The organism is Pseudomonas sp. NPDC012596 (assembly GCF_042902325.1).
Lineage (GTDB): Bacteria > Pseudomonadota > Gammaproteobacteria > Pseudomonadales > Pseudomonadaceae > Aquipseudomonas.
In genome coordinates this window covers 82,777-106,812 of sequence record NZ_JBIBEB010000022.1, presented here as the reverse complement: position 1 = coordinate 106,812, position 24,036 = coordinate 82,777, and the positions used below count along the sequence as shown (strand labels likewise).

The 24,036-nt window shown below is 64.9% G+C and carries 25 protein-coding genes; 20 read left to right on the top strand and 5 right to left on the bottom strand.

The genetic code is table 11. The features are described from left to right. Nucleotides 1–15 precede the first annotated feature (15 nt). The 18 genes from ACFY68_RS23010 (at nt 16) to ACFY68_RS22925 (ending at nt 15,459) form a co-directional block, all read left to right on the top strand. Nucleotides 16–1,998 carry a cytochrome D1 domain-containing protein gene (locus ACFY68_RS23010; protein WP_387532119.1) on the top strand — a complete coding sequence of 661 codons (1,983 nt, stop codon included), beginning with the start codon at nt 16–18 and terminating at the stop codon, nt 1,996–1,998. Beyond that, nucleotides 1,995–2,657, top strand: coding sequence for an SCO family protein (locus tag ACFY68_RS23005; protein WP_387532116.1), 663 nt, complete (start codon nt 1,995–1,997; stop codon nt 2,655–2,657). The genes ACFY68_RS23010 and ACFY68_RS23005 overlap by 4 nt, the downstream gene beginning before the upstream one ends. Before the next feature lie 26 nt (nt 2,658–2,683). Further along, entirely contained in the window at nt 2,684–3,319 is a 636-nt protein-coding gene (locus ACFY68_RS23000; RefSeq protein WP_387532153.1) for an SCO family protein, read from the top strand. Between the two features lie 124 nt (nt 3,320–3,443). Continuing rightward, complete coding sequence (locus tag ACFY68_RS22995; protein WP_387532114.1) at nt 3,444–4,967, top strand: ABC transporter substrate-binding protein; 1,524 nt, start codon at nt 3,444–3,446, stop codon at nt 4,965–4,967. 12 nt (nt 4,968–4,979) lie between these two features. Further along, nucleotides 4,980–5,621, top strand: a complete 642-nt coding sequence (locus tag ACFY68_RS22990) for a SurA N-terminal domain-containing protein (protein ID WP_387532111.1) — start codon at nt 4,980–4,982, stop codon at nt 5,619–5,621. A gap of 237 nt (nt 5,622–5,858) precedes the next feature. Beyond that, a complete protein-coding gene (locus ACFY68_RS22985; protein ID WP_387532108.1) occupies nt 5,859–6,392 on the top strand; it encodes a response regulator in 534 nt (177 codons plus the stop codon). A gap of 117 nt (nt 6,393–6,509) precedes the next feature. After that, entirely contained in the window at nt 6,510–8,165 is a 1,656-nt protein-coding gene (locus ACFY68_RS22980) for a GspE/PulE family protein (RefSeq protein WP_387532151.1), read from the top strand. Next, on the top strand, nt 8,146–8,940 hold the full coding sequence (locus ACFY68_RS22975) for a hypothetical protein (protein WP_387532106.1): 795 nt from the start codon (nt 8,146–8,148) through the stop codon (nt 8,938–8,940). Before ACFY68_RS22980 ends, ACFY68_RS22975 begins: the two co-directional genes overlap by 20 nt. 1 nt (nt 8,941) lies before the next feature. Then, complete coding sequence (locus ACFY68_RS22970; protein WP_387532103.1) at nt 8,942–9,484, top strand: PilN domain-containing protein; 543 nt, start codon at nt 8,942–8,944, stop codon at nt 9,482–9,484. Continuing rightward, entirely contained in the window at nt 9,471–10,034 is a 564-nt protein-coding gene (pilO, locus tag ACFY68_RS22965) for a type 4a pilus biogenesis protein PilO (protein WP_387532100.1), read from the top strand. Before ACFY68_RS22970 ends, pilO begins: the two co-directional genes overlap by 14 nt. Next, nucleotides 10,034–10,531: a hypothetical protein gene (locus tag ACFY68_RS22960; RefSeq protein ID WP_387532098.1), complete on the top strand. Its 498-nt coding sequence runs from the start codon at nt 10,034–10,036 to the stop codon at nt 10,529–10,531. The genes pilO and ACFY68_RS22960 overlap by 1 nt, the downstream gene beginning before the upstream one ends. Next, nucleotides 10,528–12,405: a secretin N-terminal domain-containing protein gene (locus ACFY68_RS22955; protein ID WP_387532097.1), complete on the top strand. Its 1,878-nt coding sequence runs from the start codon at nt 10,528–10,530 to the stop codon at nt 12,403–12,405. The genes ACFY68_RS22960 and ACFY68_RS22955 overlap by 4 nt, the downstream gene beginning before the upstream one ends. Then, on the top strand, nt 12,402–12,875 hold the full coding sequence (locus tag ACFY68_RS22950; protein WP_346615867.1) for a type II secretion system protein: 474 nt from the start codon (nt 12,402–12,404) through the stop codon (nt 12,873–12,875). Before ACFY68_RS22955 ends, ACFY68_RS22950 begins: the two co-directional genes overlap by 4 nt. Before the next feature lie 5 nt (nt 12,876–12,880). Beyond that, a complete protein-coding gene (locus ACFY68_RS22945) occupies nt 12,881–13,255 on the top strand; it encodes a type II secretion system protein (RefSeq protein WP_346615868.1) in 375 nt (124 codons plus the stop codon). Beyond that, nucleotides 13,230–13,760, top strand: a complete 531-nt coding sequence (locus ACFY68_RS22940) for a type II secretion system protein (RefSeq protein WP_387532094.1) — start codon at nt 13,230–13,232, stop codon at nt 13,758–13,760. The genes ACFY68_RS22945 and ACFY68_RS22940 overlap by 26 nt, the downstream gene beginning before the upstream one ends. Beyond that, nucleotides 13,757–14,164: a curli production assembly/transport protein CsgE gene (csgE, locus tag ACFY68_RS22935; protein ID WP_387532092.1), complete on the top strand. Its 408-nt coding sequence runs from the start codon at nt 13,757–13,759 to the stop codon at nt 14,162–14,164. Before ACFY68_RS22940 ends, csgE begins: the two co-directional genes overlap by 4 nt. After that, entirely contained in the window at nt 14,161–14,574 is a 414-nt protein-coding gene (locus ACFY68_RS22930) for a curli assembly protein CsgF (protein WP_387532089.1), read from the top strand. The genes csgE and ACFY68_RS22930 overlap by 4 nt, the downstream gene beginning before the upstream one ends. Nucleotides 14,575–14,607: 33 nt before the next feature. Then, a complete protein-coding gene (locus tag ACFY68_RS22925; RefSeq protein ID WP_387532086.1) occupies nt 14,608–15,459 on the top strand; it encodes a CsgG/HfaB family protein in 852 nt (283 codons plus the stop codon). Nucleotides 15,460–16,103: 644 nt separating this feature from the next. Here the strand turns inward: ACFY68_RS22925 and alkB (ACFY68_RS22920) are convergent. Next, the gene (gene alkB, locus ACFY68_RS22920) at nt 16,104–16,748 is read right to left on the bottom strand and encodes a DNA oxidative demethylase AlkB (protein WP_387532145.1); all 645 of its coding nucleotides are present in this window, start codon (nt 16,746–16,748) and stop codon (nt 16,104–16,106) included. Nucleotides 16,749–16,909: 161 nt separating this feature from the next. On the opposite strand from alkB (ACFY68_RS22920), the gene ACFY68_RS22915 reads away from it, so the two are divergent. Beyond that, nucleotides 16,910–17,800 carry an RHS repeat-associated core domain-containing protein gene (locus ACFY68_RS22915; protein WP_387532083.1) on the top strand — a complete coding sequence of 297 codons (891 nt, stop codon included), beginning with the start codon at nt 16,910–16,912 and terminating at the stop codon, nt 17,798–17,800. Nucleotides 17,801–18,605: 805 nt separating this feature from the next. Then, nucleotides 18,606–18,851, top strand: coding sequence for a hypothetical protein (locus tag ACFY68_RS22910; RefSeq protein WP_387532148.1), 246 nt, complete (start codon nt 18,606–18,608; stop codon nt 18,849–18,851). A 120-nt stretch (nt 18,852–18,971) separates the two neighbouring features. On the opposite strand, the gene alkB (ACFY68_RS22905) is transcribed toward ACFY68_RS22910, so the two are convergent. The 4 genes from alkB (ACFY68_RS22905) to ACFY68_RS22890 all read right to left on the bottom strand — a co-directional run bounded on the left by alkB (ACFY68_RS22905) (nt 18,972) and on the right by ACFY68_RS22890 (nt 24,024). After that, entirely contained in the window at nt 18,972–19,616 is a 645-nt protein-coding gene (alkB, locus tag ACFY68_RS22905; protein ID WP_387532145.1) for a DNA oxidative demethylase AlkB, read from the bottom strand. Nucleotides 19,617–19,844: 228 nt separating this feature from the next. Beyond that, nucleotides 19,845–21,290: a curlin gene (locus tag ACFY68_RS22900; protein WP_387532080.1), complete on the bottom strand. Its 1,446-nt coding sequence runs from the start codon at nt 21,288–21,290 to the stop codon at nt 19,845–19,847. Between the two features lie 16 nt (nt 21,291–21,306). Beyond that, nucleotides 21,307–21,777: a curlin gene (locus ACFY68_RS22895; protein WP_387532078.1), complete on the bottom strand. Its 471-nt coding sequence runs from the start codon at nt 21,775–21,777 to the stop codon at nt 21,307–21,309. Between the two features lie 15 nt (nt 21,778–21,792). Beyond that, nucleotides 21,793–24,024: an Ig-like domain-containing protein gene (locus ACFY68_RS22890; RefSeq protein ID WP_387532075.1), complete on the bottom strand. Its 2,232-nt coding sequence runs from the start codon at nt 24,022–24,024 to the stop codon at nt 21,793–21,795. Nucleotides 24,025–24,036 lie beyond the last annotated feature (12 nt).

Below are 24,036 nucleotides of genomic sequence, written 5' to 3'. Positions count from 1 at the left end.
AAGGGGCGGACCACCATGTATAACAAGAAAACTCGCCCTGCCATGCTGGGGGTATTGATAGGCGCGGCGCTGATCGGCTTGGGCGTGGCCTACGAAACGCTCTGGTGCGACCCGCGCGAGCTGCTGCAGGAACCTGCCGACCCGCAGGCCCGGCACCGGCTCAGCCGCGACGGTTTGACGGTGGAGTTCGAGGCGCGGCCACTGGCGGGCGGTGAACTGCGCGAGGGAGCCTTCGCCAACATCCGCTTCAAGGTCACCGACCAGGCCAGCGGCCAGCCGCTGTCGGGCATGGCACCGGGGGCGTGGATCGACCCGGCCCAGGCGGCCCCGCTGGAAACCACCCGTGAGCAGAGCTGCAAAGCCCGTGTCGCGCTGTTTCTCAAGAGCAGCATCGGTGCAAGGCCGCTGCTGGACCTGAACAGCTACTTCCTGCTGGTGCTGAACAAGGACGCCAGCCTGACGGTAATCGACCCGACGGTTTCGGTGGGCGGTATCACCAGCACCCTGGCGCGCATCGAGCTGCCGGGCCGGCCCATGGACTGGGTGGCCACTGGTGATGACAAGCAGGTGTTCGTGTCGATCCCCGAGCGCGGCCAGGTTGCGGTGATCGACACCGAAACCTTCACCCGCGTGGCGACCCTGGAGGCCGGCGAGATGCCCTTGCGTGTGGCGCTGCAACCCGACCAGCACCGGCTGTGGGTCGGCAACAACAGCGACGACCCGGCCAAGGGCGGGGTAACGGTGATCGATGTACCGGGCCGCAGCACGCTCAAGAGCTTCGCCACAGGGTCGGGGCACCACGAAATCGCCTTCAGCACCGACTCGCGCTACGCCTTTGTCAGCAACCGCGACGGCGGCACCCTGAGCATCATCGACATCGCCGAAATGCGCCTGGTAAAAACCCTGGAGGTCGGCCCACACCCCTTGGCGGTGGCCTATTCGGCGCTGTCCCAGGCGGTGTACGTGAGCGATGGCTCGGAGGGCACGGTGCGTGTCTACGATGCCCGCACCCACCAATTGCGCCACACGGTACAGGCCGAGCAGGGCCTGGGGCCGATGCGCTTCAGCAGCGATGGGCGCTACGGCATCGTGCTCAACACCCTGGAAAACCAGGCCTTGGTGATCGACGCCAGCACCGACAAGCTGATCCACCGCATCCCGGTCGCGGCCGAGCCCTACCAGCTGACCTTCACCAAAGGCTATGCCTACGTGCGCGGCCTGGCCTCGTCCAGGGTCAGCATGATCAACCTGAGCAGCCTGGGCGAAGGGCGTCAGCCCATCGTCCAAGGCTTCGAAGCCGGCCCTGCTGCGCCGCGCCAGGCCGGTGACCTGCCGCTGGCCCAGGGGCTGTCGGTGTCACGCGATGACAACTCGGTGTTCGTGGTCAACCCGGTGGACAACACCACCTACTTCTACGCCGAGGGCATGAATGCGCCGATGTCCGGCTACAACAACCGTGGCCACCAGGCCCGCGCGGCCATCGTCATCGACCGCAGCCTGCGCGAGCTGGCACCGGGGGTGTATGGCTCGACGGTGAAAATGCCGGCGGCGGGCAAGTTCGACGTGGCGTTCCTGCTCAACCAGCCGCAGATCATCCACTGCTTCAGCACCGATGTGGCCGCTGCGCCCGACGCCAGCAAGCGCAAGGGCGCACACGCCGAGTTCATCGGCCTCGACCAGCCCCTCCCGCAGCACAGCGCCTTCACCGCCAAGGTGCGCATCGTCGGCGACGATGGCCGCCCGCGCGTCGGCCTGGACGACCTGACCTTGCGCTACTTCCTGGCACCGTCGTCGATGCCGCGCAACCTGCGCCTGGAAGAAGTGGGCGAGGGCGTGTACCAGGCCGCGCTGCAGCTGCCCGAGGCCGGTGCCTGGTACCTGCATGTGCAGTCGCCGTCGCTCGGGCGCAAGTTCACCGAAGAAAACTACACCAGCCTGCGCGTCCTGCCGGCCGCAGCGTCTGCCGCTTCCCAGACTGAAGTGAGGAATGTGCAATGAACGCCAAGCATTCTTGCAAGCTGCTTGCCCTGAGCCTGGCCCTGGCCGGCTTCAGCAACCTGGCCCTGGCCCATGCCGGCCATGACCACAACGCGCCTGCCGAACCACAGGCAGCGGCGCGCCAGGAAAAGGCCAGCGTGCGCTTTGCCGATGTGTCGCTGCTGGACCAGAACGGCATGCCGGTGCGCCTGGAGAAGGACCTGGTTGGCGAGCACTTGGTGGTCATGGGCTTCATCTACACCAGCTGCACCACCGTGTGCCCGGTGGTGTCGTCGATCATGGGCAAGGTCCAGCAGCAATTGGGCGGCAGGGTTGGCGAGGAAATCCGCCTGGTGTCGATCAGCGTCGACCCGCAGCGTGACGATTCCAGGCGCTTGCAGAACTATGCCAAGGCCTTCCAGCACGGCCCGGGCTGGAGCTGGCTGACTGGCTCGCCATACGCCATTACCGAAACCCTGAAAGGCCTGGGCAGTTTCAGCGCCGACCTGCGCCAGCACCCGCCGTTGATCCTGGTGGGTGACGGGCGCAGCGGCCACTGGACACGCTACTACGGCTTCACCGACCCGGCCGTGCTGATTGGCGAAATCAACCGCCTCAGCGCCCGTCGTGTGCACGCCAAGAGCACGGCCATCGCCGAACATCAGGAGGTGCAACCATGAGCACTCACGCCCCCCGCCATGGCGCCATGCGCAGCTTCGACTGGCTGGTCCTGGCCGCTTGCCTGTGGATTTTCGCCTCGATGGCCATGGCCCACGAAGGCCATGCGCCCCAGGCCCCCAGCCCGCAACCGGCGCCACCGACGATGGCCAGCGGCGGCGGCACCCGCGATGCCCAGGCGTGGTTCACCGACACCGTGCTGCAGGACCAGAACGGCCGTTCGCTGCGTTTCTACAGTGACGTGCTCAAGGACAAGGTGGTGATGCTCAACGTGATCTTCACCCACTGCACCGACGCCTGCCCGCTGATTACCCGCAAGCTGCGTGAGGTCCGCGAGGCCATGGGCCCGGCGCTGGCCAGCCAGGTGACCTTCGTGTCGATCAGCAGCGACCCGCTCAACGACACCCCGGCAGCGCTCAAGGCGTTTGCCCAGAAGCAGGGCGTGGACAGTGCCAACTGGCTGTTCCTGACCGGCGACAAGGCCAGTGTCGATCTGGTGCTGGGCCGCATCGGCCAGTTCCTGCCCAGCCCCGAACAGCACTCGACCCAGCTGATAGCCGGTGACGTGGCCGGCAAACGCTGGAGCAAGATCCGCCCCGATGCGCCGCCAGCGGCCATCGCCCAGCGCATGCAGCTGCTGGCCCAGCCTTTGGCCGGGCGGTAAATGGCACTTGACCATGGAGCCGTTAGTGTTCCTGTGGGCCTCATCGCCGGCAAGCCGGCCCCCACAGGGTATGCAGCGCGGCGCCCAACAGTGTGGGAGCCGGCTTGCCGGCGATGAGGCCAGAATGAACAGAGCTGGATTCATGGTGATGCTTGGCTTGGCTGTCTGTGCTCCAGCCTTGGCGTTGGAGCTTACTGCCAGCGAACAAGCCGGCAAGCATCTCTACCGCGAAGGCCTGTCCAGCAGCGACGCCCAACTCACCGCCCGCGTCGGCGCCAGCAACATGACTGTCCCCGCCAGCGTGCTGCCCTGCGCCAGTTGCCACGGCACGGACGGCCAGGGCCGCGCCGAAGGGGGTGTGCGCCCACCAAGCCTTGACTGGCAACGCCTGGCCCTCGGCCAAGGCCCACGCCAGAGCAATGGGCGTAGCTATCCAGCCTACACCGACGCCACCCTGGCCCGGGCCATCCAGCACGGCGTAGACCCTGCCGGCAATCGCCTCGACCCGGCCATGCCGCGCTTCGAGCTGACCCTGGCCGACCAGCGCAACCTCAGCGCTTACCTGAAACGCCTGGCAGAAGACCGCGACCCGGGTGTAGAGGCGGGGGTATTACGCCTGGGCACCTTGATACCCGCCAAGGGGCCATTGGCCGGCGCCGGCCATGTGGTGCGCGCTGTGCTTGAAGACGGCGTAGCACAACTCAACCAGCAGGGCGGCATTCATGGCCGGCGCCTGGAACTGCTGGTGGCCGACCCCGGGGTCGATCAGGCCAGCGCCGAGCAAGCCCTGCAGCGGTTGCTCGGTAAAGAGCAGGCCTTTGCCCTGGTCAGCCCGCTGGCGCCGATGCTCGACCAGCGCCTGGCCACGCTGCTAGAACAGCAAGGCGTGCCCTTGATAGGCAGCACGCCGCGCAGTGGCGGCAGTGTGCAGATATTCGACCCGCTGCCGGGCATCGACACACAATTGCTGAGCCTGGCCGCCCATGCCCGCGCCAACCTTGGCCTGGCACCGGGCGCCCTGCGCGTGGTGTACGCCGGCACCGATCAGGCAGCGTTGGCCGAGCTTGTGCGCGAGCGCTTGCAGCAGCAGGGTTGGCAGCCAGCACCGATCGAGGCCTTCAGCGGCCAGGCCGTGCAGGGGCAGGGGGTAGTCTTCATTGGCCGCGCGCAGGCCTTTGCCGAACTGGCTGCGGCATTGCAGGCGGCAGGCCGAGCACCCTACCTGTTCGCCACCTCCAGCCAAGTGGCCGGCGCCGTGGCCGCGCTGCCTGCGTACTGGTCGCAAAGGGTGTTCCTGGCCTATCCGTTCGTGCCTGGCGACTGGACCGAGCAGGGTATGGCGAGCTTGGCCGGCCTGCAGCAGCGCCAAAACCTCGACCCGCGCCAGGCGTCGCTGCAGGTCAACACCCTGTGCGCCCTGCGCCTGCTGACCGAGGCCCTCAAACAAAGTGGCCGCGACCTCAGCCGCGAGCGCCTGGTGGCGGCCCTGGAGGGCCTGCATGACATCGACACTGGCCTGACCCCTGCGCTCGGCTTCGGCCCAGGCCGGCGCCAGGGCATGGCCGGTGCCCACGTGGTCGCGGTGGCCCTGCCCGGGCCGCGCTTCACATCTGTCGCCCCGTACCGGCCGGTGCCGGTCAGCCCTTGAGCGGAGGTTGCCATGCGTACCCTGTTGCTGTGCCTGTTGCTGGTGGTCGCCAAGGCGAGCTGGGCCGATATGCCTGCCGCGCGGGTCAATGGTGTGGACATCGGCGTGCTGCGCCTGGAGCGCTATTTCAGCGAATACCTCGAGGCCCAGGGCCGTGCGCTCAGCAGTATCCGCAACCCGACGTTGTACAAGCGCCTGCGCAGTCAGGCCCTGGATGAGCTGATCGACAAGGAGTTGCTGTGGCAGGAAGCGCAACGCCGCGGCATCGCCATCAGCGACGAACAGGTAGCGGCGCAGGTGGGTGAGGTGGAGGCGGCATTCGGCAGCCCGGCGCTGTTCGAAAGGCGCCTGGCCGATGCAGGTTTCGACCGGGCAGCTTACGCTGAGTACATGCGCCACGAGCTGGCTTCGCAGCAGGTATATGCCCAGCTCAGCGCGGTGCCGGCGCCCACCCAGGCCGAGGTAGAGGCGTTCTACCAGGCCAATAGCAAAACACTGCAAGGCGTGCAGAACCAAAGTGATAACCCTTCGGTCATACGCGAACAGGGCCTGGTGCTGGCCAGGGGCGCGCTCATCGCGCAATTGCAGACGCAGGCACGGCAAACCGTGCGCCAACGTTTGCGCGAATCCGCTAAAGTGGAACTCGCTGACTGACGGCCCCTCCAGCGTTTCCCCAAAGCTGGGGAATAAAGGCTTGGCAAAGTGCCATCAGGTGCCCCGGATGTGGGGCACCGCGCCTGCGGCTGTTTGTGGTGGCATTAAAAATACTAGCCAGATCAATGGCTTACAGTGGTGCGACATGACTATTCACGCCTGGCACGAAGCCTGCTCAAGCCTTACCAAGGCCGCACTTCGCAGACCGGGGAACCGGGCAGTTCTTGGGAGTCGACCTTGGTGAACAGAGTATTGGTAGTCGATGACGAACAGACACTTGCGCAGAACCTGCAGGCGTATTTGCAGGCGCAAGGCCTGGAAGTCCATGTTGCCCACGACGGTGCCAGTGGTATCGGCCTGGCTGAGAGCCTGGCACCGGGTGTGATTGTGCTGGATTACCGCTTGCCCGACATGGAGGGGTTTCAGGTCCTGGAGACCGTGCGCAAGAACAGGCAGTGCCATTTCGTGCTGATTACCGCCCACCCGACCGCCGAGGTCCGTGAGCGCGCTGCCGAACTTGGCGTGACCCATGTCCTGTTCAAGCCGTTCCCACTGGTGGAACTGGCCCGCGCGATCTTCGACCTGATGGGCATAGAGCGCCGGCGCAGGGCCACGGACAACCCGGCAGACGGGTTCGTCGAACGACGCCAGACCAGGAACGAATTGTTCCCCCTGCAGTTGTACGATGGTAGCTGGGTCCTGGCAGACCGCCGCCGTAATGGCGGCAACCCCCCCGGGCCTGACGACGACCAACTGCTCACAGGGGAATAGCGGCGCCCGCAGCCCTCACCGAGCCTGCGACGCGCCCCCTGAGCGGAGTCGCAGGCCATGTCCGATGCATTCGATGTAGGAGCGGATTTATCCGCGATAGGGCGCAACCAGGCCTGCATGCCAGCGGGCTACCCCCGGGAGCTCCTGGCCCAGGCCCGCCTGCAGGCCAGCGATGAGCGCCTGCTCAACTGCCTGGAACGTCTTGCCTGCGACACCCCCGACACCTTCGTCCGCCGCCTGGGCGCCACCCTGCATTACCCGGTGCTGTGCAGCCAGGCGTTGCTGGCCAGCACCCCGCGCTTCGACAAGGCCAGCCTGGCCCAGTGCCTGAAGCGCGAATTCGTGCTGATAGAGCAGGGCGGCAACCTGTGTGGCGTGTTCGCCGACCCCTTCGACCACAGCCGCCTGGCCTGGATCGACGACGTGCTGCAAGGCGCGCCGCTGTACCTGGCCCACGCCGCCGACCTTGCCACCTTCCTGGCGCGCCACGAAGAAAGCTTCCACGCCGTCGATGCCCTCGACCACGACGCCGAGGCCAGCAGCGAAAGCGACCCGCTGCAGCGGTTGTCGCTGACCAGCATCAGCGAAGACCAGAGCAAGGTGGTCAAGCTGGTCAACTCGACCCTCTACGACGCCCTCAAGCAGCATGCCAGCGATATCCACCTGGGCATGACCGGCCAGGGCCTGACCATCAAGTACCGCATCGACGGCGTGCTCAACGGCGCCGGCAAGGCCAGCGGCAGCGCCTTCGCCGACCAGGTCATCTCGCGCATCAAGGTGATGGCCGAGCTCGACATCGGCGAGAAGCGGGTGCCCCAGGACGGCCGCTTCAAGGTCGCCGTGGGTGACCGCCAGATCGACTTTCGCGTGTCGATCATGCCGAGCATCTTCGGTGAAGACGCGGTGCTGCGGGTGCTCGACAAGCAGGACTTGTCCGACCGGGTCAGCGGCGTGCAGCTGCAGGCCCTGGGCTTTGCCGACGAAACCCTGCGCGCCTTGCGCCGCCTGGCTGCCGAACCCTACGGCATGATCCTGGTCACCGGGCCCACCGGCAGCGGCAAGACCACCACCCTGTACGCCATGATCAGCGAGATCAACCACGGCGTGGACAAGATCATCACCATCGAAGACCCGGTCGAATACCAACTGCCCGGCGTGCTGCAGATCCCGGTCAACGAGAAGAAGGGCCTGACCTTCGCCCGCGGCCTGCGCTCGATCCTGCGCCACGACCCGGACAAGATCCTGGTCGGCGAGATCCGCGACCCCGACACCGCGCAGATCGCCGTGCAGTCGGCGCTCACCGGCCACCTGGTGTTCACCACCATCCACGCCAACAACGTCTTCGATGTAATCGGCCGCTTCAGCCAGATGCAGGTCGACCCCTACAGCTTCGTTTCTGCGCTCAATGCCGTGCTGGCCCAGCGCCTGATCCGCCTGGCCTGCCCGCACTGCTGCAGCCCCTGCGAGGCCGATGATGAAATCCTCGCCGCTTCCGGGCTGACCCGCGACGCCGTGCACGGCTGGCAGTTCGTCCGCGCCCAGGGCTGTGGCCAATGCCGCGGCAGTGGCTACCGCGGCCGCAGCGCCATCGCCGAATTGCTGCACCTGGACGACGACCTGCGGCAGATGATCGTCGAACGCCGGCCGCTCGCGCAGATCAAGGCGCTGGCCTGCCAACGCGGCCTGCGCCTGCTGCGCGCATCCGCCCTGGACCTGGTCCGCGAGGGCCGCACCACACTTGAGGAGATCAACCGTGTCACATTCATTGCGTGATCATGCCTCCCAAAAATACTGCGCCGTGCTCGGTGCAGAAGGTGTCGGCCTGGGCCGCTGGCACGCTAACCAGCACCAGTGGCTGGGCAGCCGCGAGTTCACCTGCGACGCTGCGCAACCGGCCTGGGAAGCCGCCTTGCAGGTGCTCGCCGCACTGCTGGCCGAACACACCGTGCGTGGCGGCCAGTTGCAGGTGCTGCTGTCGGCCCGCTTCAGCCGCTTCTGCCTGGTGCCCTGGAGCGATGCCATCAGCCACCCGCGCGAGCTGGACGCCTACGCCCGTGCCTGCTTCGAGAACCTGTATGCGCAGCCGCTGGACGACTGGCGTATCGTTCTGTCGCCAGAGCCGGCTGGCGCTGCGCGCATCGCCACCGCGCTGCCCCAGGCCTTGCTGCAAGGCCTGCAAGCGCTGGGGCGGGACAGCCACTTGCGGCTGCGCTCGGTGCAGCCGTACCTAATGGCCGCGTACAACCGCTGCTCGGCACAACTGCAGCAGGGCGACTTCCTGTTCGTGCTCGCCGAACCCCGCCGCAGTGTGCTGCTGCTGGCCGCAGGCGGCGCCTGGCAGCAGGTGTTGGCGCAAGGCTGCGCCGACAGCGACCAGGCTTTGCAGGCACTGATCGAGCGCACCTGCGAGCTGTACGGCGAGCAGATGCCACGGGTCTACCTGCACGCCCCGGGCCGGGGTGACGTGCCGCAACTGGCGGCGGTGCAGCTGTGCCAACCGGCCAGCGAAGCCGACCCACTGTGCGCCATGTGGCGAGCGGTGGCCTGAGATGCGCCGCCTCGACCTGGAATTCCAACCCCGGCGCAGCAGCCCGCTGGCCTGGTCGCTGCTGGTGCTCGGCGGCGCCATAGTGGCCGTGCTGGTACTGCTGCAACAGCACCTGCAAACCGAACAGGTGGCCCTGGAAACCCGCGTGCATGGCCTTGAGTTGCAACTGGGCCGCCGCCCGGCCACGGCTGCACCGCAGAGCAGCGCCGCCAGCCGCGAACAAGCGGAAAACCTGGCACAGATGCGCAGCGTCTCGCAGCAACTGCAACGGCCCTGGCAGCAACTGTTCGCCATGCTCGAAGCGCAGCCCCAGGAAGACGTCGCCCTGCTCAGCATCACCCCCGATGCGCGCAAGGGCCAGGTCCGCATTGCCGCCGAAGCGCGCAACCTCGAAGCGATGCTGCAGTACCACCACCGCCTGGAGCAGAGCGCTGAGTTAAGTGATGTGTCGCTGCTCAACCATGAGGTGCTGGCGCGCCAGCCCGAGCACCCGGTGCGCTTCACCCTCACTGCCACCTGGGAGACCGGCCATGCGCGCCCCTGACTCCATAAGCAGCCTGATCCTCCACGAGCAGCTGCGCCGCGTTGGCCCGGTCGGCCTGGCTGGCGCCGCGGTCGCGGCACTGGCGCTGGGCATTGCGCTGGCCGGTGTACTGCCGCAGTGGCAAACCCTGCGCGAACTGCGCGCCACCGAGGCCGATGCCAGCGCCCAGGTCGAGCGGGTAAAGCGCGGCGAACTGAAGATTGCCGTCAAGCCCGAGCAGCAAGCGCTGGACACCCTGCGTCAGCAGCTGCCGGGGCAACCCGAGGCCAGCGAGCTGATCGAGCGCCTGTACCACCTGGCCAGCGCCGAGCACATCAGCCTGGCGCGGGGTGAGTACGCCCTGGGCGTCGATCCGAGGACCCAGCTGGCGCGCTACCAGATCGTCCTGCCGGTACGCGGCAGCTACCCGCAGATCCGCGGCTTCCTGCGCGGGCTGCTGGGCCAATTGCCCACCCTGGTGCTTGAAGACCTCGAGCTGCAACGCAAACGCATCGGCGACAGCGAGCTCAACGGCCGCCTGCGCATGACCCTTTACCTGTCGAGGTCGTGATGAACACTCAGCGCGCAGTGATGTGGGTGGGGTTTCTGGGGGTAGCCGGGGCATTGGCCTGGGCGCCAGGGCACTGGTTTGATCAGGAAGGTGAGGTGGCCCCCATCGCCAGCAAGCCGTCGCTTACAACACCGACCTCTGTGGGAGCCGGCTTGCCGGCGATGAGGCCGGAACAGGCCTCCAGAGACCTCTTCCCCCGCCAGCAATGGACCGCCCCGCAAACCCTGGCCACGGTCACCGAACAACCTGTAATCGCCACGCCGGTAGTGGCGGCTGCCCCCACGGCGCCGGCGCTGCCCTTCCAGTTCATCGGCCGCATCGGCGACCGCGACGACCTGCAGATCTTCCTGCAGAGCGGCGAAAAGCTCTACGTCGTGCGCCAGGGCGACGTGATCGAAGACACCTACCGCCTTGACCGGGTCTCGGCCAACGAGCTGGACCTGGTCTACCTGCCCTTGCATCAGTCGCAGACTCTGTCTGTCGGGAGCGCACCATGAAGCCGTCCAAGTTGTGCAAGCCTGCTCCGTTCATGCTCCTGGCGCTCTGCGTGGCCATTGCCGGCTGCGGTTCGAGCGGGGTGCGCAAGGACAGCCAGGAGCTGATGCAGGAAGGCCAGTACGAGGCCGGCATCGCGCGCCTGGAAGAGGCCCTGCGCGAAGACCCGCGTGACACCGACCTGAACATCGCCCTGGCTCACGGCCGCCAGCAAGCGGTCGAGGCGCTGCTTGCCCAGGCCGACAGCGACCGTGCCCGCCACGACTTCGCCGGCGCGCGCATGGGCTATGGCCGCGTGCTCACCTTCGAGCCGAACAACCGCCGCGCCCAGGAAGGCATCCGCCAGATCGAGCTGATGCGCACCCTCGATGACCGCGTGGCGCTGGGCCAGGCCGCCCTGCGCCAGGGCGACCTGTTCGGCGCCGAGCGCTACATGCGCGAAGTGCTGCGCCTGGACCCGCAAAACCAGAAGGGCATCATGTTGCGCAGCGACATCGAGAACGTCCAGGCGCGCACCGCGCAGCCGTTCCCGCAATTGCGCAGCAAGCTGGAGCGCCCGGTCACCCTGGAGTTTCGCGACGCCGCGGTGAAGACCATTTTCGAAGTGCTGTCGCAGGTGGCGGGCATCAACTTCATCTTCGACAAGGACCTGCGCCCGGACATGAAAGCCACCATCTTCGTGCGTGATGTGCGCATCGAAGATGCCGTGGCGCTGCTGCTGGAGCAGAACCAGCTGCACCAGAAGATCGTCAACGACAACACCCTGCTGATCTACCCCGACTCGCCGCAGAAGACCAAGGACTACCAGGAACTGGTCATGCGCACCTTCTACCTGACCAGCATCGACGCCAACACAGCGCTGAACATGGTCAAGACCATGCTCAAGACCCGCGACGTGTTCGTCGACGAGCGCCTCAACACGCTGACCATGCGCGACACCCCGGATGCCGTGCGCATGGCCGAGAAGCTGCTGCAGTCCCAGGACCAGTCCAACCCCGAGGTGGTGCTGGAAGTGGAGGTTATGGAAGTGGCCCGCTCGCGCATCCTCGACCTCGGCCTGCAATGGCCCAACACCTTCGGCGTGCTGAGCGACGACGGCAACCCGGTCAGCGTGCTCGACCAGCTGCGCGGCATCAATTCCGGCCGCATCAGCATCTCCCCGGCGCCGCAGGCCAAGATCAACGCGCAGGACAAGGACATCAACACCCTGGCCAGCCCGGTGATCCGCGTCAGCAACCGTGAGCAGGCGCGCATCCACATCGGCCAGCGCGTGCCGATCATCAGCGCCACCTCGGTGCCTTCGACCCAAGGCCCGGTGATCACCGAAAGCGTCACCTACCTGGACGTCGGCTTGAAGCTTGAAGTGCAGCCTACCGTGCACCTGAACAACGAAGTGGCGATCAAGGTGGCGCTGGAAGTCAGCAACGCCACCCCGCTGGAGCCGACCCGCCAGGGCACCATTCCGGTCCAGGTGGACACCCGCAACGCCCAGACCAGCCTGCGCCTGCACGACGGCGAAACCCAGGTGCTGGCAGGCCTGGTGCGCAACGACAAGACCTCCAGCGGCAACAAGATCCCAGGCCTTGGCGACATCCCGGGCCTGGGCCGGCTGTTTGGCAGCAACCGCGACGACATGAGCAAGTCCGAACTGGTGCTGGCCATCACCCCACGCATTGTGCGCAACCTGCCGTACCAAAGCCCATCGGACATGGAGTTCGCCACCGGCACCGAATCGAGCCTGCAGGTGCGCCAGCTGGCCCAGCCGCTGCCGGCCGGTGCGTTGCCGGCCGACACGCCCAACGCCGAGCCGGGTGAGGCACCGGTGGTCGAAAGCCAGATGGCGGTGGTGCCGGCAACTCGGAGCCCACGTCCATGAAACGCCGCCAGCAAGGCTTCAGCCTGATCGAGGTAGTGCTGACCCTGGCACTGCTCGGGCTGCTCGCCAGCATGGCCGCACCGCTGACCGAAACGGTGGTGCGCCGCGGCAAGGAGCAGCAACTGCGCGAGGCGCTGTACCAGATCCGCGATGCAATCGACGCCTACAAGCGCGCTTTCGACGCAGGCTTCATCGAAAAACGCCTGGACGCCAGCGGCTACCCACCAAACCTGCAGGTGCTGGTCGATGGCGTGCGCGATGTGCGCAGCGCCAAAGGCGCCAAGTTCTACTTCCTGCGGCGCATCCCGCACGACCCGCTGCTGGCGGCCAAGGGCGAAGACGGCGGTGGCTGGGGCGTACGCGCCTACGACAGCAGCCCGGACAACCCGCGGGAGGGCCAGGACGTCTTCGACGTGTACTCCAAAGCCCGCGGCAAAGGGCTCAACAATATCCCCTACGGGCAATGGTGACGGCCATGAAACGCAGCCAAGGCTTCACCCTGATCGAACTGCTGGTGGTAATGGCGATCATCGCCACGCTGATGACCATCGCCATGCCGCGCTACTTCAACAGCCTGGAGAGCGCCCGCGAGGCCAGCCTGCGCCAGAGCCTGGCGGTGCTGCGCGAATCGCTCGATCACTTCTACGGCGACACCGGGCACTACCCCGATTCGCTGGAGCAACTGGTCGAGCTGCGTTACCTGCGCAACACCCCGGTGGACCCTATCACCGAACGCAGCGATGCCTGGCAGTTGGTGCCACCGCCGGAAGGCGTGGCAGGCGGTGTGGCCGATATCAAGAGCGGTGCAACAGGGAGGGCGCGTGATGGCAGCCTCTTCGCTGAGTGGTAAGGCCTGCACCGGCTTCACCTACCTGGGCGTGCTGCTGCTGATTGCGGTCAGTAGCGTGGCCCTGGCGGCCACCGGCACGGTGTGGTCGAGCGCTGCCCAGCGCGATCACGAGCGCCAGTTGCTGTGGGTGGGCAGCCAGTATGCCCAGGCCCTGCGCAGCTACTACCGCGCCTCGCCGGGCCTGGCCCAGTACCCGCAGGCGCTGGCCGACCTGCTTGACGACAACCGCTTCCCCGAGCCCCGGCATCACATCCGCCGGCTGTACCCGGACCCGATCACCGGCAGTGACGAATGGGGCCTGCTGCGTTCGGTCGATGGGCGTATCACCGGCGTGCACAGCCGCTCAGACGCCACCCCGTTCAAGCGCAGCGGCTTCGACACCCAGTGGTCGGGCTTCGAAGGCCTTGAGCATTACAGCGACTGGCAGTTCGTTGGCGAACAAGCCTTCAACGAAAGCGCCAGCGGCGCGCAAACCCATACCGCGGGTTCCGGAGACACGCCATGAAAGGCCTCAATGTGTTTTGCCTGAGCCTTGGCCTGCTGCTGGCCGCTGGGGTGCCTGGTGTGGCCCGGGCCGAAGCCGAAGACGAGATGAAGGGTTTTATCGTCGACAACACCATCTCGCACATCGGCCACGACTTTTACTACTACTTCGCCGACCGCCTGCGCGCCACCAGCCGCCTGGATTTCAACCTGGTGGTGCGCGAACGCCCGGATGCCCGCTGGGGCAGCCTGGTGACGGTGGAGTTCGAGCGCGACGTGCTGTACCGGCGCTTTCTGCCGCCCAACGTCACCCAATTGAAAGAAGAGGCCGTCGCGGCCGCCGACCTGGTCAAGCAGGAGGTGATTCAGCGCAAGCTGCAACGCCTGCTCCAGGACACCACTGATCTGGAGAGGGATGAGCTATGAACACCCGCATTGCGCACTGCATCGCAGCCAGCCTGCTGGCCGGCGCCTTCGCCGCCCAGGCCACGGAGCTGGTGTACACCCCGGTCAACCCGGCCTTCGGCGGCAACCCGCTCAACGGCACCTGGCTGCTGAACAACGCCCAGGCGCAAAACGACTACGACGACCCCGACCTCAAGGACCGCACCGCTGCCTTTGGCGGCACCTCGGCCCTGGAGCGCTTCAGCAACCAGTTGGAGTCGCGGATGTTGTCGCAGCTGCTGGACAACATCAGCAACGGCCAGACCGGCAGCATGGCCACCGACGCTTTCCTGATCGATGTGCTCGACGACTCTGGTGCCCTGAGCATCCAGGTCACCGACCGCGCCACGGGAGAAATTTCGATCATCGAGGTCAGCGGCCTGAACCCCTGAGAGGGAAGGGCTTTTAGTTGGGGAGAGAACACCATGAAACGTCTGTTGAGCACTTTGCTGATCCTCGCCGCGCTGCAAGGCCTTCAGGGTTGCAGCCTGCGCGAACCGATGTCGGCCGAACAGGACTCGGAAACCCCGACCCTGACCCCGCGCGCCTCGACCTACTACGACCTGATCAACATGCCGCGCCCCAGAGGCCGGCTGATGGCGGTGGTCTACGGCTTTCGCGACCAGACGGGCCAATACAAACCCACCCCGGCCAGCTCGTTCTCCACCAGCGTCACCCAGGGTGCCGCGAGCATGCTGATGGATGCCCTGAGTGCCAGCGGCTGGTTCGTGGTGCTGGAGCGCGAAGGCCTGCAGAACCTGCTGACCGAACGCAAGATCATCCGCGCCTCGCAGAAAAAGCCCGACGTGGCGGAAAACATCATGGCCGAGCTGCCCCCCCTGCAAGCTGCCAACCTGATGCTCGAAGGCGGCATCATCGCCTACGACACCAACGTGCGCAGCGGCGGGGAAGGTGCGCGCTACTTAGGGATCGACATCTCCCGCGAATACCGGGTGGACCAGGTGACGGTCAACCTGCGCGCGGTGGATGTGCGCACCGGGCAGGTGCTGGCCAACGTGATGACTAGCAAGACCATCTATTCGGTGGGGCGTAGTGCCGGGGTGTTCAAGTTCATCGAGTTCAAGAAGCTGCTGGAGGCGGAGGTGGGGTACACCACCAACGAGCCGGCGCAGTTGTGTGTGCTGTCGGCGATCGAGGCGGCGGTGGGGCATTTGCTGGCGCAGGGCATCGAACGGCGCTTGTGGCAGGTGGCGGGGGATGCGGGGGAGGGCAAAGCCGGGGTGGACAAGTACCTGAGCCAGTCGCAACAGCAATGAGGTCTCAATGCGGACACCCATGGCCTGTCAGAATGCGGCACGTTGCAACAAACCGTAGGAGCGGATTCATCCGCGATGCGCCGCGCGGGCGGCGCTCGATTTCCGACGCCCTGCAGGAATCAAGGCAGGCGCCCGTCAATGTCAACACGGTCTCAGGCCGGGCAGATTCTGTTCGCGCTGTTTTCTAAAGGCCACGCCTTGAATTCTGCAGCGTCGCGCAAATCGAGCGCCGCCCGCGCGGCGCATCGCGGATGAATCCGCTCCTACGGTTTGTTGCAACGTGCCGTTCCAGTCAGGCCATGGTTGGTCGCCTTGGCGCATGGCTGAAGGCTGGTGGGGCGCCGGCAGCGCCAACGGAAAAATCGCGTCATGCCAACAAGGCTGGCAACTGTGGCCTCACAGGCCATGGCACGTTGCAACAAATGTAGGAGCGGATTCATCCGCGATGCGCCGCGCGGGCGGCGCTCGATTTGCGCAACGCTGCAAAATTCAAGGCATGCGCCTCGGATAACACCGCGAACAGAATCGGCCGAGGTTTGAGGCCGTATTGATATTGACAGGCGCCTGCCTTGCCTCCTGCAGGGCGTCGGATATCGAGCGCCGCCCGCGCGGCGCATCGCGGATGAATCCGCTCCTACGGTTTGTTAGCCCGCCTTGCGCAACGTCAAATTGATCCGCCGCTCCCCCATCCGCGGATGCACACCCGGCTTGATTGGCAACACCCCATGAAAGCGCAACCGGTCCTCGCCGCCCCACACCAGCACATCGCCATGGCTCAACGGTATCCGCTGGGTTCGGTCCGAACGCTGTAGCCCGCCGAACAGGAAAACCGCCGGCAAACCCAGTGAAATCGACACGATCGGCTGGCCGAAATCTGCTTCTTCGCGGTCCTGGTGCAGGCTCAAGCGGGTGCCGGGGAGGTAGTGGTTGACCAGGCAGGCATCTGGCACAAACCCGTCGAAGCCCGCCGCCGCAGCCGCGCGACCCGCGAGGTCGAGCAAGACCTGGGGCAGGGCAGGCCACGCTCTGCCGCTGACCGGGTCGGTCGGGCTGTAGCGATAGCCCTTGCTGTCACTCACCCAGCCCAGCGAACCGCAATTGGTCAGCGCCACTGCCATGCTTAGGCCGCCCGGCGTCTGCATGTGCCGGAACGGTGCGGCGCGCAGTACCGGGCGCAGTGCATCGAGCAGCGGTTCGACTTCGGCCAGGGCGAAGCCGGGCAGCAGCACGGTGTGGCTGGCAAGGCGTTGCGGCTGGGGGCCGAACAGGTCGAGGTCGGACTGGATCATGGTGGTGGTACGGGCATGGGGTAAGGCCATTGTAACGCTGTTGGCGATACTGGCCTATGCGGCACTCCCAGGCTTACACAGACCTGTTAAATCTACCAGTTGCGCAGTCTTGAGAATAAATCAATCGTAACGCTCTCTAACTAATTCCGGGAGACGGGACGATGCGAAAATATTTCTATATAGGTAAGCGGCTGGCGCTTGAGCTCAACGGAGCTCAAACGCGGAGCATCCTTTACGGTATGGAATGCGTGCTGAGCGAACTGGATAGAAACACATTGTCGACGAGTACATTGTTGCTGGCTGCGAATCGGGAAAACTCTGTGCTAAAAGCAAATATAACGCGTTCCTATAGCGCCTATGGATTCGATGATTTGACATCCAGAGAATCGCTGATTGGCTTTAACGGAGAAGCCCGGGATGGTGTCGTCGGGTGCGATCTGCTAGGGCGCGGCAGACGTGCCTATAGCCCAGTTTTGATGCGTTTTTTGTCGCCCGATATCATGAGTCCATTCGATAAGGGTGGTTTGAATGCCTATATGTATTGTGAGGGCGATCCTATCAACTACTCTGATCCTAGTGCGATGGGTAAGCATTCAATCATCCCGAAGAGTGAAAAGCCAGTTCCTAGGGTGAAAACTGTATCCTCAAGCTCAAGGAGTACCGCTAAGGGCGGAAGTTCTTCAGGCGGAACGAGTTCTAAATCAGGTGCTTCGTCAAATGTTGAGCATGAGAAGGTGGGCCCTGCAAATCCCCTAGATCCTGTGGAAGCGTCGGGCCAGGCTGTCACGCCTCTCAGTCCTGAAGCTTCTCTTGTTCAAAAGGCATCGAACCTCCTTGAGAGTTATTTGTCCGATCAAGGAGCGAATGAGAAATCAACTCTTAGCAAGCGTGAGATGATTGGTGGGCTTGCTATGGAGTTAGCTAAAGATATGGGGGTGAAAGGTTCTCTCTACGATGTGGCTATCGCGCTGAATCCTGGATTAAGTGGGAGAAACCTTGGCACGAAGGTAGACCAGCTTAGGAGGTTTGTGCAAAAAGTTCCGAAACAATAAGACGCCACTAGCTGGATTCGAGAAGAACACAGCGCAGTGGAGCACTAGGCTCTGTACGAAAAGTCTTGAGGGTTGGGCTATAGGCTCTATAGCCCAACCCCAATAGGTAGAGGCCATTAAGTAACAGCTCGCCGTTGTAAAGAAGGTGGGTTGCATCGGTTTTACGGGTGTTCACATATCCATAGGCGTTATAGCTTATAGCCCTTGGTTCATTGTGGCTGATTGTCGTGCCGATGACGGTTATGCTACGCATATTTTGCTACTCCTCCGTTCAACATCATCGTAGGGCTCCATTTAATCGGGAGCTTCGGCAAGGCGTCTACTGGAAAAAATTACAGCTAACGAGGTGCCGGAAAGTCTCTAGATCACACGATTGGTGTGGGGGCGGGCTTGCCCGCGAAAGGGCATGCCCTGGCAACACAAGTGTTTCTGAACGTGCCCCGCCCTTGAAACCCTTCCCCGGCAGCGGTAGTCTCTGCGCGCTGCTGTAAATCCAGCGGCCGGGTTTGGTAGCCCGCGATCAATCAAGGCGCACAAGCGCCCGCTCTGCGATACAGTTGGCGTTTTTTTTGCCCGGCTGTTTCGTTTTATGGCGGCTGTGCGTAGGGCGCCTCCGTGCGCGCCGGTTTCCTTGATTCCCGGTCTACCAACCTGCGTACAGCCGTCACCCTTTCGTTTGGTAGCGATTTGTGGCGGCTCCATTGAATCAAGGAGCGACACAATGACAAAAGGCTTACCCGACCCTCCAACCCGCGCCACCACGGCGTCTTCCGATTTCGGCAATTGTGAATGCAGCCACCCGGCTTTGTTTGCGGTGCGCTCGGGTGTGGACTTCGAAGATGCGCTGGTGCATCTGTCGACGCTGCTCAAAGGGGCGTTTGCGACCAACCTCAAGGCCATGGAAGTTGCCACCGGCACCTGCCGGGATCTGTTGCTGAGCAACGATCACGCACTGGACTCGGCTAAAGCGGTGGTCGAGGCGTTGCTCGATGGGGTGGAACTGCAGCAGGTGACAGTGCAAAGCAAGGCTGCCCAGGTACGCACGGCCTGAGGCATCCCCAGCGCCATTACCGGCCCTATCGCCGGCAAGCCGGCTCCCACAGTAACCTCAGCAATGCCGTACCCTGTGGGAGCCGGCTTGCCGGCGATTGGGCCGGTACAGCCAAAGCTGTTACCCCGCCTTGCGCAACGTCAAATTGATCCGCCGCTCCCCCATCCTCGGATGCACACCCGGCTTGATTGGCAACACCCCATGAAAGCGCAACCGGTCCTCGCCACCCCACACCAGCACATCGCCATGGCTCAACGGTATCCGCTGGGTTCGGTCCGAACGCTGTAGCCCACCAAACAGAAAAACCGCAGGCAAACCCAGTGAAATCGACACGATCGGCTGGCCGAAATCTGCTTCTTCGCGGTCCTGGTGCAGGCTCAAGCGGGTGCCGGGGAGGTAGTGGTTGACCAGGCAGGCATCTGGCACAAACCCGTCGAAGCCCGCCGCCGCAGCCGCGCGACCCGCGAGGTCGAGCAAGACCTGGGGCAGGGCAGGCCACGCTCTGCCGCTGACCGGGTCGGTCGGGCTGTAGCGATAGCCCTTGCTGTCACTCACCCAGCCCAGCGAACCGCAATTGGTCAGCGCCACTGCCATGCTTAGGCCGCCCGGCGTCTGCATGTGGCGGAACGGTGCGGCGCGCAGTACCGGGCGCAGTGCATCGAGCAGCGGTTCGACTTCGGCCAGGGCGAAGCCGGGCAGCAGCACGGTGTGGCTGGCCAGGCGTTGCGGCTGGGGGCCGAACAGGTCGAGGTCGGACTGGATCATGGTGGTGGCGCTGGTGTGGGGAATCGCCATTCTAGCGCTGTTATCCTGTCTGGCCTATCGCCGGCAAGCCGGCTCCCACAGGTACTGCGCAGGTATCAAAAGCTGTGATGGTCTTGTGGGAGCCGGCTTGCCGGCGATAGGGCCCGTACAGACTAGTCAAGACCGAGGCATGAAAAAGGAACCGCGGCCGCCAGGGAGAGTAGACGGCGCGGTTCAAGGGGGGAGCCTTCAACGCTGAGTAGCGGTAGCCGTGTTGCCGTTGCCCATCTGGGTGATGGTGGCGCTCTGGTTGGCGCCGGCCTGGTCGACGATGGCCTTGTTGTTGTTGCCGCCCTGGGTCACGTAGGCGACGTTGGCGGTGTCGGTCTGCTTGATGTTGGCGTTGTTGCCACTGCCGTACAGCTGCGTGGTGTAGCTCTGGTTGGCGTAGCCGGACTGGTCGAGGGTGATGGTGCTGCCGGTACCGGTGGTGTCGCCGGTGGCGTAGTTGTCGGTGCCGCGCTGGTCGGCGACCAGGATGTTGTCGGTGCCGTTCTGCTCGAAGTACAGCTCGTTGTTGCTGTCGGCCTGCTTGGTTTCCATCGAGTTGTTGGTGCCTTTCTGGCCCAGGTTGGCCAGCTGCAGGTTGCCGTTCTGGGTCAGGTTGACGGCGTTGCCGGTGCCTTTCTGGTTGATCACGGCGGTCTGGTCGCTGCCGAACTGGCCACCGAGTTTCTCGCCTTTCCAGTTGCTGGCCATGACCTTGTTGCCCGTGCCTTGGGTGTTGATGGTCAGGCTCTGGTTGTCACCGTTCTGGTAGGTGAAATGCAGGTTGCTGGTGCCGGCCTGGGAAACCCTGGTGTTCGAGTGGGTGGTTTCGAACTGATCCGACCAGCTGGCGTTGGACTTGCCTTGTTGGTACAGGCTGGCGGTGTTGTCATTGCCCAGGCTTTGGTCGATGTAGCCTTCGTTGAGCTGGCCGTTCTGGTTGACGGTGGCCTGGCTGCCGGTTTGCGTGTCCTGCCAGACTTCCATCGAGTTGCCGGTACCGTTCTGGTCGATGGCGATGATGCCGCCAGTGCCGTCACGCTGGTCGCCGTAGGCCCAGTTCTGCTTGCCTTGCTGGTAGATCTGGATGTTGCCGTCGTTGTGCGTCAGGTGCTCGGCCGCGGCGTAGTTGTCTTGGCCGTCCTGGTTCACCAAACTTTTGTTGTTGCTGCCGCCGAACAGTTGCTCGACGAACGCTTCGTTGCGCTGGCCGCTTTGCCGGGTGGTGGCCTGGCTCCCCAGTTGGCTGTCCTGCCACACCGTCGAACGGTTCTCTGCGCCTTGCTGCACTTGCAGCGCCTCATTGTTTTCGCCCAACGACTGGCTGGCGAAGGCGTCGTTGTAGGTGCCGGCCGCCTGCTGGGTGATCTGGCTGGCGTTCTCGATCAGTTGCTCACCGTAGCCGGCGTTGTACGAGCCCGTGGCGCTCTGGTCGATGTAGCTGGTGCTGGTGTCCTGCACCGCCAGGTGGTTATGGCCCTTGCCGGACTGGGTCTGGGTGGCTGCGGCGAAGGGCGCGACGGTCTGTTTGACTTCGGCGACGTTCTGGTTACCGGTCTGCGACTGGGTCGAGGTGCTGTCGTCCGCCATGACCTGGCCGGCGAGGGCCAGGACGATAGCGGCGCTTAACGGAGCGAGCTTGAACATGGTGGTGCCTCCAGGTCTATCGGTATTGGGTGATCTGCACATGCTGGCCATTGCCGGCCTGGGTCACGGAACTGCTCAGGCCCGAGCCGGCTTGCACGATGCTGGCGCTGTTGTCGTTGCCGATCTGCTCGATGCTGGCGTTATTGCTGGTGCCGCTCTGGCGGATCGACGCGCTGTTGCCATTTCCCTGTTGGCTGATGCTGGCCATCAGGTCACTCCCTTCTTGCAGGATGTACGCCTCCTGCGCGCCCCCGGCCTGGACGATGCGGCCCAGCAGGGCCTGGCCGTTCTGGTCGAGGGCGGCGCGGTTGCCCGCCCCCTGCTGCTCGATCACCGCTACTTGGCCAGCACCGGCCGGCAGCAGGCGGATGATCACCGGGTCACCGAGGTCGTTGCCGGCGGCAAGGTCGGCGTTGTCCATCAGGTCGTCGGCTTGTGCCTGGCCGGCAAGTGCCAGGCACAACAGCAGTGGGTACAGACGGTTCATGGCGTTCTCCCGGCCTCACTGCACGGTCACGTTGACAGTGCGGGTGGTGCCTTGGCTGGTGGTAACGGTCGCCGTCGGGGCCGCTGTCGGGATCACCGTCGTGCTGTTGCTCACCACCAGGCGCCAGCGGCCGGTCAGTGGTACCGTGGTGGTGCCCAAGGTCTGCACACCGGTGGTGGTCGTGACGCGCACGGTGATGGTGTTACCGGTGGTCACCGAGGACGTGCCGCTGATGTCCCAGTTGTACCGGTTGTTGGAGCGTGCCTGGACCGTTGCGGCCGTGACCGCGAAGGTCTCGGCGGCGGGGCGTGGTGACACGTTGACGGTGACGGTGCCGGGGTTGGACAGCGCCCCGAGCGAGTCACGTACCTGGAAGGTGAACGTGGTGCTGAACGCCGCAGTGACCGTGGCCGGTGGGGTGTAGGTGACCGTGCTGCCGTCGGTGCTGACCGTGCCGCGACCGGCAGCGGGCTGCGTGACGGCAGCGACCACCAGCGGGTTGTTGCCTTCAGGGTCGGCGGCGCCTGCCAGCACGTTGATGGTCAGCGGTACACCCAGTGTCGCGACGGTTTGGGCAGCCACGGTTGGCGGCTGGTTGGGGGCAACGTTGACGGTCACGGTAGCCGGTGTCGACTTCAGCCCTTTGGCATCCACCGCCTGATAGCTGAAGGTGGCCACCAAAGGTTGCGTGGCGCCCGCTGGCGGGGTGTAGGTGACCGAGGTAGTGCCGTTGAGCACGACGCCGCCCAGCCCCGTACCCGGTTGAGTGAGGTCACTGATAGTCAGTGGCACGTTGCCGTCCGGGTCGCTGTCGTTCTGCAGCAGGTTGAGGGTCAGTGGCACCCCGACGCTGGTGCTGCCGGTGTCGGCCTGGGCCAGCGGCGGCTGGTTGGCGGCTTCGACCGGCGCGTTGCCCACCACGATCACGGGTTCCACATCGCTGCCGCCATGGGCGGATTTGATGGTAACGGTAGCCGGTGGTTGAGCCAGGTCGTTGACCGTCAGGCTTTGCACGGTGCCGGACTTGGACAGCCGACCATAGCCTTGAGCGACCAGGTCGGGGATCACCACTTCGTCGCTGGAGTGCGCTTCGATCACCAGGCGCTTGTTGGCCCAGTCGTAGCGTGCGGTGTTCACCTTAACCACGTCGCTCAACTTGCTCGACAGCGCGGTCGGGCGGGTGGCGCCGGCCGTCGTGCTGGCGGTGACCACCACCACCGGCGGCGGTGCAACCTGGCTGAGCTGCTGGCTGAAGAACAGGCCGTTGTTATCCGAGAGCAGGCTGAACTGGCAGGGCGAGGGCGGCGTGCCCACCAGCGCCAGGCCATTGCGCATGCACACGCTGGCGTCGTTCGGGGCCTTGGCGAAGACCTCGACGCGGGTGCCGGTGCCGTTGCGCGAGTACGTGGCCCGTTCCAACGTCACAGGGGTTTGCGCACGTTGGTCGAGTACCTTGCCCGATACCGTGAACACGTTGGTCTGGATAGCTCCGGCTGGGCCTTCGATGCGCACGAAGTTGGTGTTGAACGGGCTGCCGGTGACCGCCTCGGTGATGTTCGGGTCGCCGACGAATGTTTCGCTGGCGCCGGTGTCCGGGTTGACCTCGGTGTAGGGCCCGCCGGCGCCACGCAGCCATGGGCCGAGGTTGCCGTTGAGCGCGCCGGTGAAGTTGCCGGGGGCGCCGATGCCGATGTCGCGGGTGATGTTGATCGCCCGGCGACCCGCCGTGGTCACGTTGACCGTTTCCACACCATAGGGGTGCGTAATGGTGTAGGTACCGGTGCGGGGCACCGAGGCGCGGATACGGATACGGGCAAAGCTCTGCTGGTCGCCGTCTACCGGGTTTTCCGCCGCGAAGGCGGCTTCCAGCCCCGCCACATAGACTTCCAGCTCGTAGCCGCTGTTGCCTACCTGCGGGATTGCGGTTTCGGCCAGGAACCAGAACATCTCCGGTGGCCAGTTGTCGGGGAACACCAGGGGCAGGGCGTCGTCATACACGCCCGGCTCTGGCAGCAGGGTGCACATGTACGCCGGTGCACCCGGTGCGCCAGGCGCTCGGGTGCTGGTGGCGCGCGACTGGCACAGCTCCAGTGAAAGGTCGTTGGCGTCCTTGTACCACATCGGGTAACCACCCGTGGCGAAGGTGTAGGGGCCCGGGTCGACATCGGACAGTGCGGCCCAGGCCGCGCTGCTGACAGTGAGGGAGAAACCGGCGGCCAACAGCGCGCGGCGTTGCCAAGTGTTCATGCTGCCTCCTTG

Bases quoted from the DNA above. Each gene is read 5' to 3' on its own strand.
- ACFY68_RS22915 (WP_387532083.1), top strand. From the start codon at position 16,910: ATGCGAAAATATTTCTATATAGGTAAGCGGCTGGCGCTTGAGCTCAAC.
- ACFY68_RS22925 (WP_387532086.1), top strand. From the start codon at position 14,608: ATGAAACGTCTGTTGAGCACTTTGCTGATCCTCGCCGCGCTGCAAGGC.
- ACFY68_RS22955 (WP_387532097.1), top strand. From the start codon at position 10,528: ATGAAGCCGTCCAAGTTGTGCAAGCCTGCTCCGTTCATGCTCCTGGCG.
- alkB (WP_387532145.1), bottom strand. From the start codon at position 19,616: ATGATCCAGTCCGACCTCGACCTGTTCGGCCCCCAGCCGCAACGCCTG.
- ACFY68_RS23010 (WP_387532119.1), top strand. From the start codon at position 16: ATGTATAACAAGAAAACTCGCCCTGCCATGCTGGGGGTATTGATAGGC.
- ACFY68_RS22970 (WP_387532103.1), top strand. From the start codon at position 8,942: ATGCGCCGCCTCGACCTGGAATTCCAACCCCGGCGCAGCAGCCCGCTG.
- ACFY68_RS22940 (WP_387532094.1), top strand. From the start codon at position 13,230: ATGGCAGCCTCTTCGCTGAGTGGTAAGGCCTGCACCGGCTTCACCTAC.
- ACFY68_RS22960 (WP_387532098.1), top strand. From the start codon at position 10,034: ATGAACACTCAGCGCGCAGTGATGTGGGTGGGGTTTCTGGGGGTAGCC.
- csgE (WP_387532092.1), top strand. From the start codon at position 13,757: ATGAAAGGCCTCAATGTGTTTTGCCTGAGCCTTGGCCTGCTGCTGGCC.
- ACFY68_RS22945 (WP_346615868.1), top strand. From the start codon at position 12,881: ATGAAACGCAGCCAAGGCTTCACCCTGATCGAACTGCTGGTGGTAATG.
- ACFY68_RS22890 (WP_387532075.1), bottom strand. From the start codon at position 24,024: ATGAACACTTGGCAACGCCGCGCGCTGTTGGCCGCCGGTTTCTCCCTC.
- alkB (WP_387532145.1), bottom strand. From the start codon at position 16,748: ATGATCCAGTCCGACCTCGACCTGTTCGGCCCCCAGCCGCAACGCCTT.
- ACFY68_RS22895 (WP_387532078.1), bottom strand. From the start codon at position 21,777: ATGAACCGTCTGTACCCACTGCTGTTGTGCCTGGCACTTGCCGGCCAG.
- ACFY68_RS23005 (WP_387532116.1), top strand. From the start codon at position 1,995: ATGAACGCCAAGCATTCTTGCAAGCTGCTTGCCCTGAGCCTGGCCCTG.
- ACFY68_RS22930 (WP_387532089.1), top strand. From the start codon at position 14,161: ATGAACACCCGCATTGCGCACTGCATCGCAGCCAGCCTGCTGGCCGGC.
- ACFY68_RS22950 (WP_346615867.1), top strand. From the start codon at position 12,402: ATGAAACGCCGCCAGCAAGGCTTCAGCCTGATCGAGGTAGTGCTGACC.
- ACFY68_RS22980 (WP_387532151.1), top strand. From the start codon at position 6,510: ATGCCAGCGGGCTACCCCCGGGAGCTCCTGGCCCAGGCCCGCCTGCAG.
- ACFY68_RS22900 (WP_387532080.1), bottom strand. From the start codon at position 21,290: ATGTTCAAGCTCGCTCCGTTAAGCGCCGCTATCGTCCTGGCCCTCGCC.
- ACFY68_RS22990 (WP_387532111.1), top strand. From the start codon at position 4,980: ATGCGTACCCTGTTGCTGTGCCTGTTGCTGGTGGTCGCCAAGGCGAGC.
- ACFY68_RS23000 (WP_387532153.1), top strand. From the start codon at position 2,684: ATGCGCAGCTTCGACTGGCTGGTCCTGGCCGCTTGCCTGTGGATTTTC.
- ACFY68_RS22995 (WP_387532114.1), top strand. From the start codon at position 3,444: ATGAACAGAGCTGGATTCATGGTGATGCTTGGCTTGGCTGTCTGTGCT.
- pilO (WP_387532100.1), top strand. From the start codon at position 9,471: ATGCGCGCCCCTGACTCCATAAGCAGCCTGATCCTCCACGAGCAGCTG.